The 17,098-nt window shown below is 31.1% G+C and carries 16 protein-coding genes; all 16 read right to left on the bottom strand.

The features are described 5' to 3' along the window. Positions 1 to 58 precede the first annotated feature (58 nt). Positions 59 to 1,951 (bottom strand): lysine--tRNA ligase, encoded by a 1,893-nt coding sequence (gene lysS / locus ACU68W_RS04560; protein WP_308611023.1) that lies wholly within the window; start codon positions 1,949 to 1,951, stop codon positions 59 to 61. A 2-nt stretch (positions 1,952 to 1,953) separates the two neighbouring features. After that, entirely contained in the window at positions 1,954 to 2,433 is a 480-nt protein-coding gene (gene greA / locus ACU68W_RS04555) for a transcription elongation factor GreA (protein WP_094205876.1), read from the bottom strand. Positions 2,434 to 2,516: 83 nt separating this feature from the next. Further along, a complete protein-coding gene (dusB, locus tag ACU68W_RS04550) occupies positions 2,517 to 3,449 on the bottom strand; it encodes a tRNA dihydrouridine synthase DusB (protein WP_094205877.1) in 933 nt (310 codons plus the stop codon). Next, positions 3,442 to 4,230: a type III pantothenate kinase gene (locus ACU68W_RS04545; protein WP_446756174.1), complete on the bottom strand. Its 789-nt coding sequence runs from the start codon at positions 4,228 to 4,230 to the stop codon at positions 3,442 to 3,444. Before ACU68W_RS04545 ends, dusB begins: the two co-directional genes overlap by 8 nt. Before the next feature lie 5 nt (positions 4,231 to 4,235). Continuing rightward, positions 4,236 to 5,834 (bottom strand): CTP synthase, encoded by a 1,599-nt coding sequence (locus ACU68W_RS04540; protein WP_094223557.1) that lies wholly within the window; start codon positions 5,832 to 5,834, stop codon positions 4,236 to 4,238. A 14-nt stretch (positions 5,835 to 5,848) separates the two neighbouring features. Further along, positions 5,849 to 7,903, bottom strand: coding sequence for a glutamine synthetase III (locus tag ACU68W_RS04535; RefSeq protein ID WP_446756173.1), 2,055 nt, complete (start codon positions 7,901 to 7,903; stop codon positions 5,849 to 5,851). A 114-nt stretch (positions 7,904 to 8,017) separates the two neighbouring features. Continuing rightward, a complete protein-coding gene (locus ACU68W_RS04530) occupies positions 8,018 to 8,482 on the bottom strand; it encodes a DUF5673 domain-containing protein (RefSeq protein ID WP_094207269.1) in 465 nt (154 codons plus the stop codon). After that, complete coding sequence (gene ftsH, locus ACU68W_RS04525; RefSeq protein ID WP_446756172.1) at positions 8,482 to 10,395, bottom strand: ATP-dependent zinc metalloprotease FtsH; 1,914 nt, start codon at positions 10,393 to 10,395, stop codon at positions 8,482 to 8,484. Before ftsH ends, ACU68W_RS04530 begins: the two co-directional genes overlap by 1 nt. Then, positions 10,395 to 10,955, bottom strand: a complete 561-nt coding sequence (hpt, locus tag ACU68W_RS04520; RefSeq protein WP_094207271.1) for a hypoxanthine phosphoribosyltransferase — start codon at positions 10,953 to 10,955, stop codon at positions 10,395 to 10,397. The genes ftsH and hpt overlap by 1 nt, the downstream gene beginning before the upstream one ends. After that, positions 10,945 to 12,300, bottom strand: a complete 1,356-nt coding sequence (tilS, locus tag ACU68W_RS04515) for a tRNA lysidine(34) synthetase TilS (RefSeq protein WP_446756171.1) — start codon at positions 12,298 to 12,300, stop codon at positions 10,945 to 10,947. The genes hpt and tilS overlap by 11 nt, the downstream gene beginning before the upstream one ends. 37 nt (positions 12,301 to 12,337) lie before the next feature. Further along, positions 12,338 to 12,760 (bottom strand): S1 RNA-binding domain-containing protein, encoded by a 423-nt coding sequence (locus ACU68W_RS04510; protein ID WP_094223561.1) that lies wholly within the window; start codon positions 12,758 to 12,760, stop codon positions 12,338 to 12,340. A gap of 68 nt (positions 12,761 to 12,828) precedes the next feature. Then, positions 12,829 to 13,203: an FtsB family cell division protein gene (locus tag ACU68W_RS04505; RefSeq protein ID WP_094208769.1), complete on the bottom strand. Its 375-nt coding sequence runs from the start codon at positions 13,201 to 13,203 to the stop codon at positions 12,829 to 12,831. Between the two features lies 1 nt (position 13,204). Further along, positions 13,205 to 13,450: an RNA-binding S4 domain-containing protein gene (locus tag ACU68W_RS04500; RefSeq protein WP_094203802.1), complete on the bottom strand. Its 246-nt coding sequence runs from the start codon at positions 13,448 to 13,450 to the stop codon at positions 13,205 to 13,207. Next, on the bottom strand, positions 13,437 to 14,327 hold the full coding sequence (locus tag ACU68W_RS04495; protein ID WP_306479315.1) for an HAD family hydrolase: 891 nt from the start codon (positions 14,325 to 14,327) through the stop codon (positions 13,437 to 13,439). The genes ACU68W_RS04500 and ACU68W_RS04495 overlap by 14 nt, the downstream gene beginning before the upstream one ends. 34 nt (positions 14,328 to 14,361) lie before the next feature. Continuing rightward, a complete protein-coding gene (gene pyk, locus ACU68W_RS04490; protein WP_446756170.1) occupies positions 14,362 to 16,119 on the bottom strand; it encodes a pyruvate kinase in 1,758 nt (585 codons plus the stop codon). A 12-nt stretch (positions 16,120 to 16,131) separates the two neighbouring features. Beyond that, positions 16,132 to 17,091 carry a 6-phosphofructokinase gene (pfkA, locus tag ACU68W_RS04485; protein WP_094208772.1) on the bottom strand — a complete coding sequence of 320 codons (960 nt, stop codon included), beginning with the start codon at positions 17,089 to 17,091 and terminating at the stop codon, positions 16,132 to 16,134. Positions 17,092 to 17,098: the final 7 nt, after the last annotated feature.

The following is a 17,098-nucleotide window of genomic DNA, read 5'->3' as shown; positions in this document are numbered from 1 at the left end:
TGCAACAAATATCTCAAAAAAAGGCGATAGAATACAATTCTATCGCCTAGTAATTAAATTAATAAATTTTTGATCCTGCCGGAATATTTGAATCTAACATTATAAGATTCAATACTTCTTCTCCATCATATTCGCAGATTGCAGATAAAAGCATTCCACAAGATTCTTCACCCATCATTTTTCTTGGTGGTAAGTTTGTGATTGCAAGTAATGTCTTACCTACTAAGTCTTCTGCGCTGTAGTAGTTTTTAATTCCTGATAATATGATTCTGTCTTTTCCAGATCCGTCATTCAATGTAAATTTTAATAATTTCTTGGATTTTGGAACTTCTTCACAAGATTTTACTTTTACTACTCTGAAATCAGATTCTGAGAATTTGTCAAAATCTACAAAATCTTCAAATAATGGTTCAACTTTCACTTTTGATAAGTCCAATTTCTTAGCTTTTGTATTATCTTCGCCATCTTTTGAATTGCTAGAAGAATTATTTCCAACTGGCTTCATTGTTGGGAACAACATGATGTCTCTGATTGATTCGTTGTTAGTCAACATCATTATAAGTCTGTCAACACCAATTCCCAATCCGCCTGTTGGTGGAAGTCCTACTTCTAATGCATTCAAGAAATCATAATCCATCATTTGCGCTTCGTCGTCGCCATTCTCTCTCGCTTCAACTTGCTTTAAGAATCTTTCTTTTTGGTCGATTGGGTTGTTCAATTCACTAAACGCATTTGCGATTTCTTTTGTACATACAAACGCTTCAAATCTGTGAGTATATCTTTCATCATCAGGATTTCTTTTAGCTAATGGACTTACTTCAACCGGATGACCCAATACGAATGTTGGTTGAACTAATTTTTCTTCACAGAAATGTTCAAAACATTCATTGATTACTTCACCACGTGACATATTGTCCCTAATTTCTACATTGTTTGCTTTGGCAACTTCACGAGCTTGTTCATCTGTTTCGATTTCGTCAAAATTAATGTCAGCATATTCTTTAATTGCATCAACCATTGTGATTCTTCTCCATGGTGGTGTAAAGTCAATTTCTGTTTCACCAAATTGAGCTTTAGTAGAACCATTTACTTTTTCACAAACAAATGCAACTAATTGTTCTGTGATATTCATCATATCATTGTAGTCAGCGTATGCTTGGTATAATTCTATTGCCGTGTATTCTGGGTTATGTGTATGGTCCATTCCTTCATTTCGGAACATTCTACCCATTTCATAAACTTTGTCAAATCCACCGACAATTAATCTTTTTAGATACAATTCATTAGCGATACGCAAATACATATCGATATCCAAAGTATTGTGATGAGTAATGAATGGTCTAGCATTTGCTCCACCAGCTATTGTATTCAAAATTGGAGTATCAACTTCAAGGAATCCTCTTGTATCCAAAAATTCTCTGATTGCTGAAATAATTTTAGATCTTTTTATGAATGTATCTTTGATTTCAGGATTCATAATTAAATCTACATATCTTTGTCTATATCTCAAATCAGGATCTTTTAATCCGTGCCATTTTTCAGGTAATATTTGTAATGATTTAGATAATAAAACTACTGATTTTGTTCTAATAGATATTTCCCCACTTTGAGTCTTGAAAATAGTTCCTTCAACACCAACAATGTCCCCAATATCCATATTTTTAACTTTTGCGTAGTTTTCTTCGCCTAATTCATTTACTTTATTAAATAATTGTATTCTGCCAACAGAATCTTGTAAGTCCATGAAATTAACTTTTCCATGGCCTCTTTTGCTCATTATTCTACCAGCTATTTTAACTTCTTTTTCATCAAATTCATCAAAATTATCCAAGATTTCTTTGGTATTATTAGCATTGTCAAATTTTTCATGAACGTATGGATTTTCATTTGCGTCTAATAATTCTTGTAACTTTTGTCTACGAATTTGAAGCATTTCGTTTAAATTTTCCATTATTATCCTTTCTTTACAGTTAATACCTTTAATTCTACGATTCCACCTGGTGTTTCAACTGTAGTAGTGTCACCAACTTTTAAATTTAACAGAGCTTTTCCTGTTGGTGATTCATTTGAAATTCTACCTTCAAAAGGATCAGCTTCTGCTGTTCCGACTATTTTATAAGTCATTTCTTTGTTTGACTTTAAGTTTTTGTAAGTTACTGTTGATCCAACTGTCACAACATCTTTTTGATTTTCGTCATCTTGAATTACTTTTGCATATAGTAGCAAGTTTTCAAGATAGTTGATTCTTTCTTCTACTTGCGCTTGTTCATTCTTAGCTTCATCATATTCTGCATTTTCAGAAAGGTCGCCAAATCCTCTGGCAACTTTGATTTTCTCAGCTATTTCTGTTCTACGAGTAGTCTTTAAAAACTCAAGTTCTTCTTTGTGTTGATCTAAGCCTTCTTGAGTTAATAAAAATTCTTTATCTGCCATAATCTATTCTCCTTATTTTAACCATATATTTTAAAATTATATAACAAAAGGCATAATTGTCAAGTTTTTAGTATATGATTAAACTATTCATTTTTAAATTCATCTAGTATTTTATATATTTGATCAATATCTGTTAATTGATTGATTTCATTTTTAACTCTATTAGAATTTTTAAAGCCTTTTAGATACCATTGAATGTGTTTTCTCATTTCTAAAATAGCACGTCTTTCTTCATAAAATTCTAATTTTAATTGCATGTGTTTTTTTATTGTATCTATTACTTCTTCTTTTGTTTTAGTCTCATCATCACTGAAAATAAATGGGTTTTGCATTGCTCCTCTTGCCAACAAAACTCCATCGCAATTTGAGTATTCCATGTTTCGTTTTATGTCTGCTTTTGTAAAACAATCTCCATTTCCAAAAACAGGAATATTCACAGCTTCAACTAATCGTTTAATATGATACCAATCAGCTTCTCCTGAATAAAACATTTTTCTGGTTCTTGCGTGTAGTGTGATATAATCTACTTTCAATCTCTCACAAATTTGTGCAAGTTGAAGATAATTCATTGAATTTTCATCAATTCCTAGTCTAAATTTTACAGATACTGGTAAATCAGTATTGTTCTTACAAGCTCTGATAACATCTTCCGCAAGGTTTAAATCCCCCATCAATGCTGAGCCATCTCCATTTTTGAATATTTTAGGAGCTGGACATCCCATATTGATATCGATAGATTTAAAATTATAATTTTCAGTCAGAAATCTAGTTGCATAAGCCATGATTTCTGGTTCATGCCCAAATATTTGTACAGATGTGCTATTTTCTCTTGGATCTGTGTCTAAAAGTTTCTTTGTTTTTTTGTCATCATAGTAAAGTGCTTTGGCGCTTATCATTTCTGTAAAGCACAAACCAGCTCCCAATTCTCCACAAATTATTCGAAAAGGAATGTCTGTTACTCCAGCTAACGGCGCCAAAAACAAATTACTATTCAAGTTTAATTTTTCTTTAATCATTTCTATTTAAATCGTTAATAATTTTTAAGCCATCCAAAGTTATGAGTTTGTCAATAATTGTGATGTACTTGGATCGTTTTGCTATCAAATATGAAAAACCGCCTGTTGCAATTATTGTAACTTCATCTTTTGTTTTATGCTTTTCTTCTAGGATTTTTTCGATAATATAATCTATTAATCCTATAAATCCAAATACAACCCCTGATTGCATACTACTTACAGTGCTGTCTCCAATAACTTTATCCGGCATTTCTATTTCAATCTTAGGTAGCTTAGCTGTCCTCATAAAAAGTGCTTCAGACGAAATTGCTATCCCTGGGGCAATCGCTCCTCCCAAGTATTCTTTATTTTCTGAAATATAATCAAAAGTAATCGCCGTTCCAATATCAACTATTATTATTGGTGTTGAATATTTTTGACAGGCGCTTACTGCGTTAATTATTCTGTCAACTCCAACTTCTTTAGGACTGGCATATTTATTAATTATTCCTGTTCTTATTTTTTCATCTACTATTAAAGGTTCAATTCCCAAACATTTTTTGACTGCTTTTGGAATAGTAGGCATCAAGTTCGGTACTACAGAGCCTATTATAGCTTCTTTTACTTCTGATTTTTTTATATTTGAATAATCCAAAGCTTGTCTTAATGTTAGAGCGTATTCATCACTCGTTTTTCTCAAATCTGTGGATATTCTCCATTCAAAAATCAATTCATCTTCCTTGAAAAAACCAAATACAATATTTGTATTTCCAATATCAATTACAAGTAAAATATCTTCCACCTTCTTTATTTGTTTTCAATGGATGCTTTGATAAATCCATCGAATAAAGGATGAATTTTGTTAGGTCTTGATTTGAATTCCGGATGGAATTGGCAACCTAAGAAGAATTTATTTTGTGGTATTTCAAGCATTTCTACCAAGTTATATTGGTCATTAATTCCAGAGAATACGACATCGTTTTGTTCAAATTGCTCTCTGTAATCATTATTAAATTCGTATCTGTGTCTGTGTCTTTCTTGAACAAATTCTTCACCGTACAATTCTTTTGCCAAAGATTTATCTTTCAAGTGACATTCATAATTACCAAGTCTTAATGTTCCACCTATATCTTCAATATCTCTTTGTTCTTTCATTAAACTTATTACCGGATTTTTGCAATCAGCAACAACTTCTGCTGTATTAGCATCAGCTAAACCAAGTATATTTCTAGCGATATCTATTGCTGCAATTTGCATTCCCAAACAAATTCCGAAATATGGCATATTGTTTTCACGACAGTATTTTGAAGTTTCAACCATTCCTTCCATGCCTCTGCCACCAAATCCGCCTGGAACGATAATACCATTCAATCCTTCGAATGATTCTTTTATATTATCTTTACTTAGTTCTTCGGAATTAATCCAACGAATGTTTACTTTATGATTGTTTGCATATCCTGCATCTATCAAAGCTTGTTCTACAGAAAGATAAGCATCGTGAAGTTCTGTGTATTTTCCAACTAAACCGATATTTACAGTTTCAGTTGCTTTTCTGTAGTTTTCAATCATTTTTCTCCATTTTCCATCTTCTTCGCCTTTGGATTTTAGTTTCATTTTTCTCATTATATATTTGTCCAAATTTTGTTCTTGGAATTTCAATGGAACTTCGTAGATAAAGTCAACATTAAATGATTGAATAATAGCCTCAACTGGAACATCACAGAATAATGAGATTTTTTCTTTTAATTCATCTGTAACTATTCCCTCACTTCTAAGGATTATTACATTTGTTTTGATACCTAAACTCATCAATTCTTTGTATGAATGTTGTGTAGGTTTTGTTTTTAGTTCATTGCTTCCAGGAATTGTTGGAACTAAAGTTGTATGAATGAATAATACGTCTTCTTTTTCGTTTTCAGCGTGGATTTGTCTGATTGCTTCCAAGAATGGCAATGATTCAATATCACCTACAGTTCCGCCGATCTCTGTTATAACAATGTCTGCTTGTGATTCTTCAGCTGCTTTATACACCGCTTTTTTTATTTCATCAGTAATATGTGGAATAACTTGTACAGTTTTACCGTTATAATCTCCACGTCTTTCTTTTTTTATAACGTCGTTGTAGACTTTTCCAGTCGTAATATTAGATCTTTGAGTTAATTCTTCGTTAATAAATCTTTCATAATGGCCTAAGTCTAGGTCAGTTTCTGCTCCGTCTTTTGTTACAAAAACTTCTCCATGTTGATAAGGACTCATAGTACCTGGGTCTATGTTCAAGTATGGGTCAAATTTTTGCATGAATACAGAAATCCCTCTATCTTTTAGCATTCTTCCAATACTTGCTCCGCTAATTCCCTTACCTATACCAGAGACAACTCCTCCAGTAATAAAAATAAATTTACTCATTACTCCTCCTATAATTATATTAATGATGAATATATGTCTTGAATATCACACAAACTATAATTTTTTTTGTAAACAAATTTTTCAAGACCGTCGTGTATTTCTCTGATTTCTTCAATTAATGGACTAATTTCATATTGAAAATATTTAGCCTTTTCGTATTTAGATTCAAAATCAGATTTTTGTATCATTTCTTCCAAATTATTTCTTTTATTGATGATTTCATTTAAACCATTTTTTAATTTTTCTTGAGTGGAAATTAAACTGTCTATACTGCATTTTTCAATTAAACTTGTGTTTTGAAGAAGTTGTTTTGAGAATGCATTAATTACAAATTTATCTAACATGTAAATCAAAGTCTTCGCTTCAATTCCATGAGTTGTTATTACATCTTCCAATCCAACATCGTAGATTGCATGTAATTCTTCCTCACTTAGTATACCACAAAAATCCTTGATGGATTCTTCTGAAATCAAGGAATACAAAGAATCAAAATAATGAACTAAATCCAATAAACCTCTCTTCTTCGCTTCTTCTCTCCAAAGTTCTGTGTAGTTGTCTTGTCTGTACAAAATATGTTTGTGATTTTTCAAAATATTGACAACTTCTGATTTAATAAATTGTTCTATATTTTCATTTTGAGATTTGAATTTTTCATATACTCTTTTAATTGCATTTGCATACATTGTATTTAAAACTATGTTCACATCGCTTGCACTATTTGAAGAGCCTAACATTCTAAATTCAAATTTGTTTCCACTGAAGGCAAATGGACTTGTTCTATTTCTGTCTGTCATATTTGGCGGAATGTAATCAAATCTATTTATCGAAAATTCAGGATAATTTCTGACAATTTCTTCTTCATTCATAAGAGAGTTAAATGTTTCTTCAATATCTTCCCCCAAATCCATAGATATTATTGATGGAGGTGCTTCATCTCCTCCTAATCTATAGTCGTTGGAAGTAGTGGAAGATGCAGATCTTAAAAGTGCTTGTGATTTGTCTACAGCTTCTATCAAACATGCTGTGAATATCAAAAACACAAGGTCATTTTCCATGTCTGCTTTTGGTGAGAATACATTTCTACCATGATTTGTAACTAATGAATAATTGTTATGCTTACCAGAACCATTTACGCCTTTGAATGGTTTTTCATGCAATAAACATACCAAATGATGCTTTCTAGCTGTAGTTTTAAGTATTTCCATTACCAAGTGGTTATCATCTACAGAAATATTTGCGTTTTCAAAAAGAATTGCTACTTCGAATTGATTTGGAGCAACTTCATTGTGCTCAGTCTTAGCGTATATTCCAAGTCTGAATAATTTCTCGTCAACATCTTTGTAGAATGCTTCAACTCTTTGTGGAATTGAACCGAAATAATGGTCAGTAAGTTCTTGTGATTTTGGTGCTTGTGCTCCTAAAAGTGTTCTTCCTGTATTAATTAAATCAATACGTTGTTTGTATACATTTTCATCTATAAGGAAAAATTCTTGCTCCAATCCGATTTTGACTTTCATTCTGTAACAATGGTCATCAGAAATCTCGTTGTAAAGTTTAGTAGCATAATCTGACAAATAATCCAAACTTTTAAGTAGTGGTAATTTTTTATCTAAAGTAGTTCCATCATAAGATACAAATACCGATGGTATATACATAATATTATCTACTATAAAAGTGTTAGATGTACAATCCCAATAAGTATAACCTCTTGCTTCAAATGTTGATCTAATTGATCCTGTAGGAAATGATGAAGCATCTGGTTCTCCTTTAATTAATTCTTTTGCTGAAAATCTATTAATTGGAGTATTATCGTCTCCTCTATCCAAAAATGAATCGTGTTTTTTTGCTGTTAATCCATTTAATGGTTGAAACCAATGACAAAAATGAGTGGCTCCTCTTTCAATTGCCCATTTTTTCATAGCATGCGCAATTATTTCTGCTGTTTCAATATCAAGTAAATCTTCTTTTCTAACTGCGTTTTTCCATTTTTGATAAATCGGAAATGGTAGTGAATCTTTCATTTGTCTCTTATCAAAAGTGTCAATTCCAAAAATTTTGTTTGTATCCATAATACCTCCATGTATTAAAATAAAAAAAATTGGCAATCAAAGAAAGCCAATTTATGAAAAACAAAAATAGTGTTTTTTTTATTATATTTAATCACAGTTTTGTTGTCAAGTATTTTATTGTTTTTTCTTATTCTTTTTTATGATTACTTGCATTTCAGAAGCATCGCTTGGATTGATAGGAATAAGTTTGTTAGTAGCTTTGGAATTTTTCAAAGTTAATTCCAAAAATCTCTTATCTTTGGAGTATTTCCATTGTTTGATGTCTTCATATTCAGCCAAAAATCCATTGAAATAAATCCCTTTATCTGTAAATGAGATTTTTTCGAATGTTAAATAAATGAATATTACTCCAAGTAATATATAAATTAATGGGAACCATGTTTTTTGTTGGTAAAGATACAATAATCCCAATATTACAATTGAATATGATGCAACCATCATTAAAACTCTTTTTCTTTGGTTAAAGTTTTTGATGACTCTACCAATATTTTTTTTGACTTTGTATACATTGTACATTTGCTTCAATCCAAAAAGCAAAATCAATATATACATCACATTAATAATATTTTGTGCGCTCATTATTTCTCCTGATTTTCTATATTGTTTTCTATTTCTTCGTCTTTTTTTCTTACATCGACTAATTCTTTTGGTTCATTTTCGTGAATTTTAGTCTTAGTGTATTTGTCAAATATAGCTTCGAATTCTTCTTGTCCAATAGTTTCTTTTTCTAAAAGTCTGTTTGCCAATGCATGTAACAAATCGATGTTTTCATTTAAAATATTTAAAGCTTTGTTGTACGCTTCATCGATTAGTTCTCTCATTTCAGAATCAATTTCATAAGCTATCTTGTCAGAATACTGCTTGTTCTTACCAAGCTCTTCACCTAAAAATACTTCAGAGTCATCTCCACCGTACATCATAGGTCCCAATCTTTTACTCATACCGTATTTTGTTACCATTGCATGTGCAATTTTTGTTGCTCTTTCAATATCGTTACTTGCTCCAGTGGAAATATCGTCAAGCACAACTTCTTCTGCTGCACGTCCACCTAAAAGCGAAATCAATTTGTGTTGCATTTGTCTTTTAGTCATAAATTTCGCATCTTCTTGTGGAAGATATGCCGTAAATCCTCCGGCTCTTCCTCTAGGAATAATTGTAATCATGTGAACTTTGTCATTATCTTCCAAGAATCCGGATACAATCGCATGACCTGATTCGTGATAAGCTGTAAGCACACGTTCTTTTTCTATTACAACTTGTGATTTCTTTTCTGGACCAGCAACAACTTTTATAGATGCTTCTTTGAACACTTCATTTGAAATTTCTGCTTCATTATTTCTTGCTGCAAGAAGTGCTGCTTCATTGCACAAATTTTCTAAATCAGCTGGAGAAAAACCAGTAGTTGTTTTTGCAATATTCTCCAAATCCACATCTGATTTAAGTTTTTTATTTTTTGTGTGAACTTTTAATATTTCTAATCTCTCTCTCACGTCTGGAAGTCCCACATAAATAGTTCTGTCAAATCTTCCAGGTCTCAACAATGCTTTATCCAAAATATCAGGTCTATTAGTAGCGCTCATTACAATTACGCCTTCATTTTTTCCAAAACCATCCATTTCAACAAGTAATTGATTCAACGTTTGTTCTCTTTCGTCATGGCCTCCACCAAGTCCTGCTCCTCTTTTTCTACCTACTGCATCTATTTCATCGATGAAAATGATACAAGGAGCATTTTTCTTAGCTTGTTCAAACAAATCACGAACTCTTGATGCACCGACACCAACAAACATTTCGACAAAATCAGAACCAGAAATACTGAAAAATGGAACCTTTGCTTCACCTGCGACTGCTCTCGATAAATATGTTTTACCAGTTCCTGGAGGCCCCACTAACAAAACTCCTTTAGGAATTCTAGCTCCGATATCAATATATTTCGAAGGATTTTTCAGAAAATCTACTATTTCCATCAATTCCTCTTTTTCTTCTTTTAACCCCGCTACATCAGCAAACACAACCTTTTCTTTTGAATCTTGGTTGAGTTTTGCTTTTGATTTTCCAAAATTCATAGCCTTAGAATTTCCAGAGTTTTGCGTTTGATTCATAAACATAAACCAAATTATTCCAAGGCCCACTATAATTAATATAGTTGGCATTATATCAACATACCATGGTTTGCCAGGATCTTTTTCGGTCTTCAATACGATTTTGTTGTTTTCAACAGATTCCTTCAGATAATTATTGTAAAAAACTTCCCACATTTCTGGGGGCATATACATTCTAAAAGGAGTACCCTTGCTATCTTTTAGAACGCCTTTTATATCATTTCCTCTTGCAACAATTTCTTTAACATTATCTTTCGTGACATTTACAATCATTTCGTTGACAGTAAAATATTTTGTGCTCAATGTATTGTTTTGAGTCATAGTCACGAAAAAAGCTATTAAAATAATTGGAACAAGATAAATCGCTAAACTTTTAGTTACTTTTTTCATTAAATCTCCTTTTCATAAAAAGATTTCTTCAATACGCAAATATCTTCAATATTTCTAAATTGTTGTGCAAAATCCAATCCATAACCAACTATAAATTCATTAGGTACTGTAAAACCTTTGAATTGAACATCAACTTCGTTAGTTCTTCTTTCAGGTTTATCCAAAAGACTCGCTATCTTAACTGATTTTGCTTTTCTATCCATTAAGTTTCGAACCAAATAACTTAATGTGCGACCACTGTCCACAATATCTTCAACTATAAGGATATTTTTGCCGGCGATGTCTTCTTCCAAATCTTTGATGATTCTTACAGTTCCACTCGATTCTGAAGAATGCCCATAACTTGATACTGCCATGAAATCTATTCCAACTTCTAAGTCGATATTCAATGTTAAATTACTCATAAACATCGCTGCGCCTCTTAGAATACCAACTACGATAAGTTCTCCCTTACCTCTGTATTCTTCAGTGATTTCTTTTCCTAATTCTTCAATTCTTTTGTCGATTTCTGATTTTGGTATTAGCACCTTTTCGACTGCATCACATAAATTACTTTTCATAAGTCACCTCTATAACTAAAACTTCTTTGCTGTTAGAATTTTTCATATACAAATTTGATCTTTTCAACGACAAAATAGCATATACATTTTCTTCATCGCTCAAAATGGGATAATTATCGCGTTCAATTTGTAAAACTTTATTATCAATAAATACATCTTTAATTTTCTTGGTAAATCCCTTTAATTTAATTCTATCTCCATTTTCTCTTCTTCGTAAAACAAGATTATGTGATAGAATTTTAGAATCAAAAACCATTTTATTTCTTGAAGGTTTAATATTAGTATCTTTTGTTAGATAACTACTAATTTTAAAATCCCCAAAAATAATTGTCCCAAGTTCAAATTTTACAATTTGATTTTTTTTGTAGTCTACATTTTTCCTAATTATTACTTTATCATAACTTTTGAAAAAACTGTAGTCTTTAAATATATATTCCCTGCCGTTTTTTAAATCAAATAATTCTATAATATTATCTATATAAGCCATTCTAATGTTTTGGTTAGACCCATTTAATTCAATTAAAAGTTTTCTAATTATATTTCTTTGAATAGAGATTTTTTCGATTTCAAATAATTTTACATCTATAGAATATTCACCATTTCTTTGACTAACTAATTTTTCGAATTTAAGATTAGTAATATCGTCAATTATTTCTTTTGAATCTTGTAAAATATTTATAGTCCTATATATCGATTCGTTTATAGAATTATTGAAATTTTCTTGAATATATGGCAACATTTCAAGTCGGATTTTATTTCTTTTAACATCGGCTATGAAATTTGTCTCATCAGTTACGTACTCAATATTATTGCTATCTAAATAATTTAGGATTTCATTTTTTGATACATCTAAAAGTGGTCTTATTACATTTTTGTTTCGATATTGTATTCCACACAATCCATCAATTCCACTTCCCCTAAACAAATGTAAGAAAAAAGTCTCCACCTGATCGTCCAAGTGGTGTGCTACAGCAATCTTATTGAAATTCTCTGTTTCTAAAATTTTATTGAAACAATTATATCTTAAAATCCTACCACTGTCTTCCAAACTAATAGAATTGTCGATAGAAAATTGTTTCATATCTACTTTTTTTGAAAAAAATTGAACATTTTTTTCTTCAGATATTTCCCTTGAAAAATTTTCATCTCGATCGGCAGTAACTCTGTAAGAATGATTAATGTGGCATGTTTTTATCTCAAAATCTAAATCATCTTTTAGTTGGTATAAAACATTGAATAATAATACTGAGTCTGCACCACCTGATAATCCTATCAAAATTTTGTCGTTTTTTTGTATTAAGTTTTCTCTGATGATAGTATTTTTTATTTTGTGTATCAAATCCATAATAATAAAAAAGCCGCATAAATCTGCGGCGTTACTCCTAATTATACTTTCTTTTCTTCGAAAACTTTTTATTCTCTCTTTGTCTAATGGAATCTAATCTCTCGTTACTTTCTTTCATAAACTTAGAAAGTAAATCATCAAAAGTTGATTCTTTGTTAGATTCTTTGTTTGAATTCTTATCATCTTCTGAATATGTTTTCTTTGAAAATTCTTTTTTGTGTTCTTTTTTCGGAAGACATTCCTTTATTGAAAAGCTAACCTTATTATCTTCAATGCTCATAACTTTACATTTTACTACATCATTAACTTTTAACACATCTTCAACTTTTTCTATGTAATCATTAGAAATTTGTGAAATATGAACTAATCCTTTAGTTCCGTCTTCGCATTCTACAAATGCCCCAAACTTAGTAATTCCTGTTACTTTACCTTCAACAATATCGCCCACTGATATAGACATACGCAATATCTTCCTCCTAATATAATACTATATACCAGTATATACTACTAAAAAAACGGTGTCAATAATTATTTATCAGGCTTTTTGTCAAAAGTTGGCGACGGTGTAAAATTTGTATCTTTTTTTGGTTTTTCCTTTTCATCCTTAATCAAAACTTCGTTAGGTTTTACCATACCTAATTTTTCTCTGGCATATTTTTCTATCAACTCAGGATTGTCTAAGTTTTTGGAATCTTCAGATAATTTTTTTATTTCTTTTTCAAGTTCATCCTTCTTTGTTTGTTGTTCCAACTTAACATTATTAATGTTTCTGATTTGAATTTGTTGTTTAAAAATTGTAAATAACAACGTAACACAAGCAAAAATAGTTACCACTGAAACTATTATTCTAAATTTATTAACGTTTTTTCTTCTTTTTCTTATCTGATTATCCCTGGCATTCATTTTAATCTCCTAAAGTTTCAAACATTTTATCTGCATCGTCTTTCTTTGGATTATCTATCAATTCAGTAACCTTTGCCTTTAAAACCGATTGAGCAAAACTTATTTCAATTATATCTCCGACTTTTACGTTGTCTCCAGGTTTAGCGATTTTGTCATTGATTTTCACTCTTTGGGATTCACAAGCAGTTTTTGCTACAGTTCTTCTTTTAATAATCCTTGAATTTTTTAAAAATTTATCTAATCTCATCTATTTCCTTATTTTCTATTCCTTCTAGTATTAATTTATAATCCAACTCTGATTCTACATTCTTGTAAATTATTTTATCATGTTTTTTTATGATTGCAGATTTCATTTTATCATTTCGATAGAAACAATAAATATCACAATCATCCACATTATCATTGAAAGATTCTCGATCAATAAAAAACATCGCTTTTACAAATTCTTTTGATTTTCTTCTGATTTTGTAAACGCCATTTTTTTCTTTTTCAAATTTTTCCAATATAAGCTTAATATCTTGTAAATTATCGACAATAAAATCAGCTTTGTCTTGTTTAAAATTAAATCTATTCTCTCTTCTGGCAATTACTGTTAATCCTGCATTCTTTGCAGAATCAATACCGTAATCAGAATCTTCAATTGCAATAGCATCTTTGGGACGTATTCCCAAAATCTCACATGTTTTAATGTAAATTTCAGGATTTGGCTTTGATTCTTTAAAATCCTCACCGCTTATTACCGCATCAAATTCATCCTTTATATCTAATTCTTCTAAAACATTGTTAATAGTTTTTTTTGGTGATGAAGATGCTAATGCAATCTTAAAATTTTTTCTTTTTAGTTCTTTTAGTAATGGATAAAATCCATCCATTACTATAGAACTGTAGTTTATTTTATCATCATCGATGTATTTTTTCATCAAACTATATACTTCCTCAGGTTTTCTATGAAGTTTTGATTTCAAAAATTCATCGGTTTTTTGTTGACTCAAACCAGCGAGAGAAAACAAATCCTCTTCAGATATTTCGACGTCAAAATCTTGAAGTACTTTTTTGAAAAAATCAATATAAATTACTTCGCTATCAATTATTACGCCATCCATATCAAATATTACAGTATTCATTTCCTACCTCTAAGTTTATTGTACCATATTACCGTTATAAAATCTTGGCTGCTCCACGATAAACTAACCCAGCTATTGGATCAATAGTCAAAATTTCTTGATCTTTGATTTTACTTACAGCATCTTTACATCCTACAATCGTTGGAATTCCCAAATGCAATCCAACAATTGCAGCAGGTGATGTTAGGCCACCTTCTTCCACAATAATTGCAGAAGCTTTTTGAATATATGGAACGAATTCTCTTTCCAAACTGTACAATACAATTGCATTTCCATCTTCAAATTTAGAAGCCAAATCTTCTACACCTTTAGCAACTCTAGCTTTTGCAGTAACGGATTTTTTACCAATTCCTGTTCCTTCAATCAAAATATCTCCAATTGTGTGTACTTTTAATAAATTCGTAGTTCCAGAAACTCCAACCGGAAGACCTGCTGTGATTATAATTAAATCTCCTTCGTGAACCAAATCTTTTTTGATACCCGCAGAAATTGATCGGTCAATTACTTCATCAGTGTTTTCGCTCAATTCGCTAAGAACTGGATGAACACCCCAAATTAAAGATAGTTTTCTCATTACACTTTCTAATGTTGTAGCTGCAACTATTGGTGACAACGGACGATATTTTGAAACATTTCTAGCTGTTGAACCTGAAGTTGTAGCTACTACAATCGCATTTGCCCCCAATTGTTCACTAATACTTCTAGTTGCAATACTTATTGCATTTGTTGTTGTAATGTCCAACCATTTCAACCTTTTATTCGCAGCTTCTTTAAACTCTTCAGAATTTTCAGTATTAATTGCGATATCATTCATAACTTTTACTGCATTTACTGGATAATTTCCCGCTGCAGTTTCTCCAGAAAGCATAACAGCATCGCTACCGTCCAAAATCGCATTCGCTACGTCTGTAACTTCCGCTCTGGTTGGTCTTGGGTTTCTAATCATAGAGTCTAACATTTGTGTCGCAGTTATAACTGGTTTTCCAGCTAATGAAGTTTTCTTGATTATTTCTTTTTGAACAATAGGCATAATTTCAGTTTGGATTTCTACACCTAAGTCTCCTCTTGCTACCATAATTCCATCAGAAGTGTTGATTATTTCGTCCAAATTATCTACGCCTTCTTGTGATTCAATTTTAGATATTATTTTTATGTCGTTTCCGTTATTTTCTTCTAAAATTTTTCTAATATCTAATACGTCTTGTGATTTTCTGATAAAAGATGCAGCTATATAATCAATTCCATTCTCAATTCCAAATTTTATATCTGAAATATCTTTTTCAGTGATTGCTGGTAATTTTATTTTTGAATTTGGAATATTGACTCCTTTTTTGCTCTTCAAAATACCGTAGTTGTTAACTTTGCAAATCACATCTGTATCTTTGATTTCTAAAACTTCTAATTCAACTAATCCATCATCTATCAATACTTTCTTCCCTATATCCAAATCATCAGCAAGTCCTTTGTAGCTCACAGAACAGATATTTTGATCTCCAGTTACATCTCTTGTAGTTAATGTGAATTGATCACCAATTGAAAGTTGAACTTGATCAACTCCAAAATCTCCCAATCTAATTTCGGGACCTTTTGTATCTAACATTATTGCTATTGGTAAATCCAATTCTTCTCGTGCTTGTTTTATGTTTTTTATTCTTTGTAAATGCTCTTCATGACTTCCATGTGAGAAGTTCAACCTACACACATTCATTCCACTTTGCATTAATGTTTTTAAAGTTTCTAAAGAATCTGATGCCGGACCTATAGTACATACTATTTTAGTTTTCTTTAACATATTTACTCCTATCTATATTGAAATTTCCTTAGATATGTCGTACAAATCTTCTCTGAAATTTCTTTTTGTTGCTACTGCTTCATCTATTGGAACTGTGATTATCTTATTGTCTTTCATAGCTATTGCTAATCCTGTTTTTTCTTCCATGATTAATTTTACTGCCAAATTTCCCATTTGAGTTGCCATTAATCTATCAAAAGTACAAGGTGTACCTCCACGTTGAACGTGACCTAAAATTGTAACTTTTGTCTCAACTCCTGTTTTTTCTTCAATTATGTCTTTAATATCGTAAGCTCCACCGACTCCTTCAGCAAGCATGATTAAATGATGAAGCTTTCCCCTTTTTCTTCCTCGTTCTATCTTTTCTGTAACTTCATCGATATTTAATTCTACTTCAGGAACTAGGATTGATTCTGCACCAGATGCAACACCTGAATAAAGAGCAATATCTCCACAATTTCTTCCCATAACTTCAATTATATTTGCTCTACCATGGCTTGAAGATGTATCTCTTAATTTTGATATCGCATCACTTACTGTTTCAACGGCAGTAAAAAATCCAATCGTATAATCAGTATAACCCATATCGTTATCAATTGTACAAGGAATTCCAATCGTAGATATTCCTATTTTGCTTAGTGCACTTGCACCTTTAAATGAACCATCTCCCCCTAAAACGACTAGTCCATCTATTCCGAAATCCTTTAATATTTGTGCGCCTTTGTTTTGACCTTCTTCAGTTTTAAATTCATTACATCTAGCAGAACCCAAAATAGTTCCACCTCTGTGGATAATATCTGCAACTGAAGACACATTCATTTCGTAAATATTTCCATTCATAAGACCATCATATCCAGATCTTATTCCCATTACTCTTATTCCATTGTAAATACAAGTTCTAGCTATGGAACGAATGCAGGCATTCATTCCAGGTGCATCGCCACCACTTGTCAGTATTGCTATTGTTTTCATAATTAAC

The sequence above is a fragment of the Finegoldia sp. P2-F-LR genome (assembly GCF_052932265.1).
Note: the sequence above shows the minus strand (reverse complement) of the source record. Positions and strands in the feature narration are given on the sequence as shown.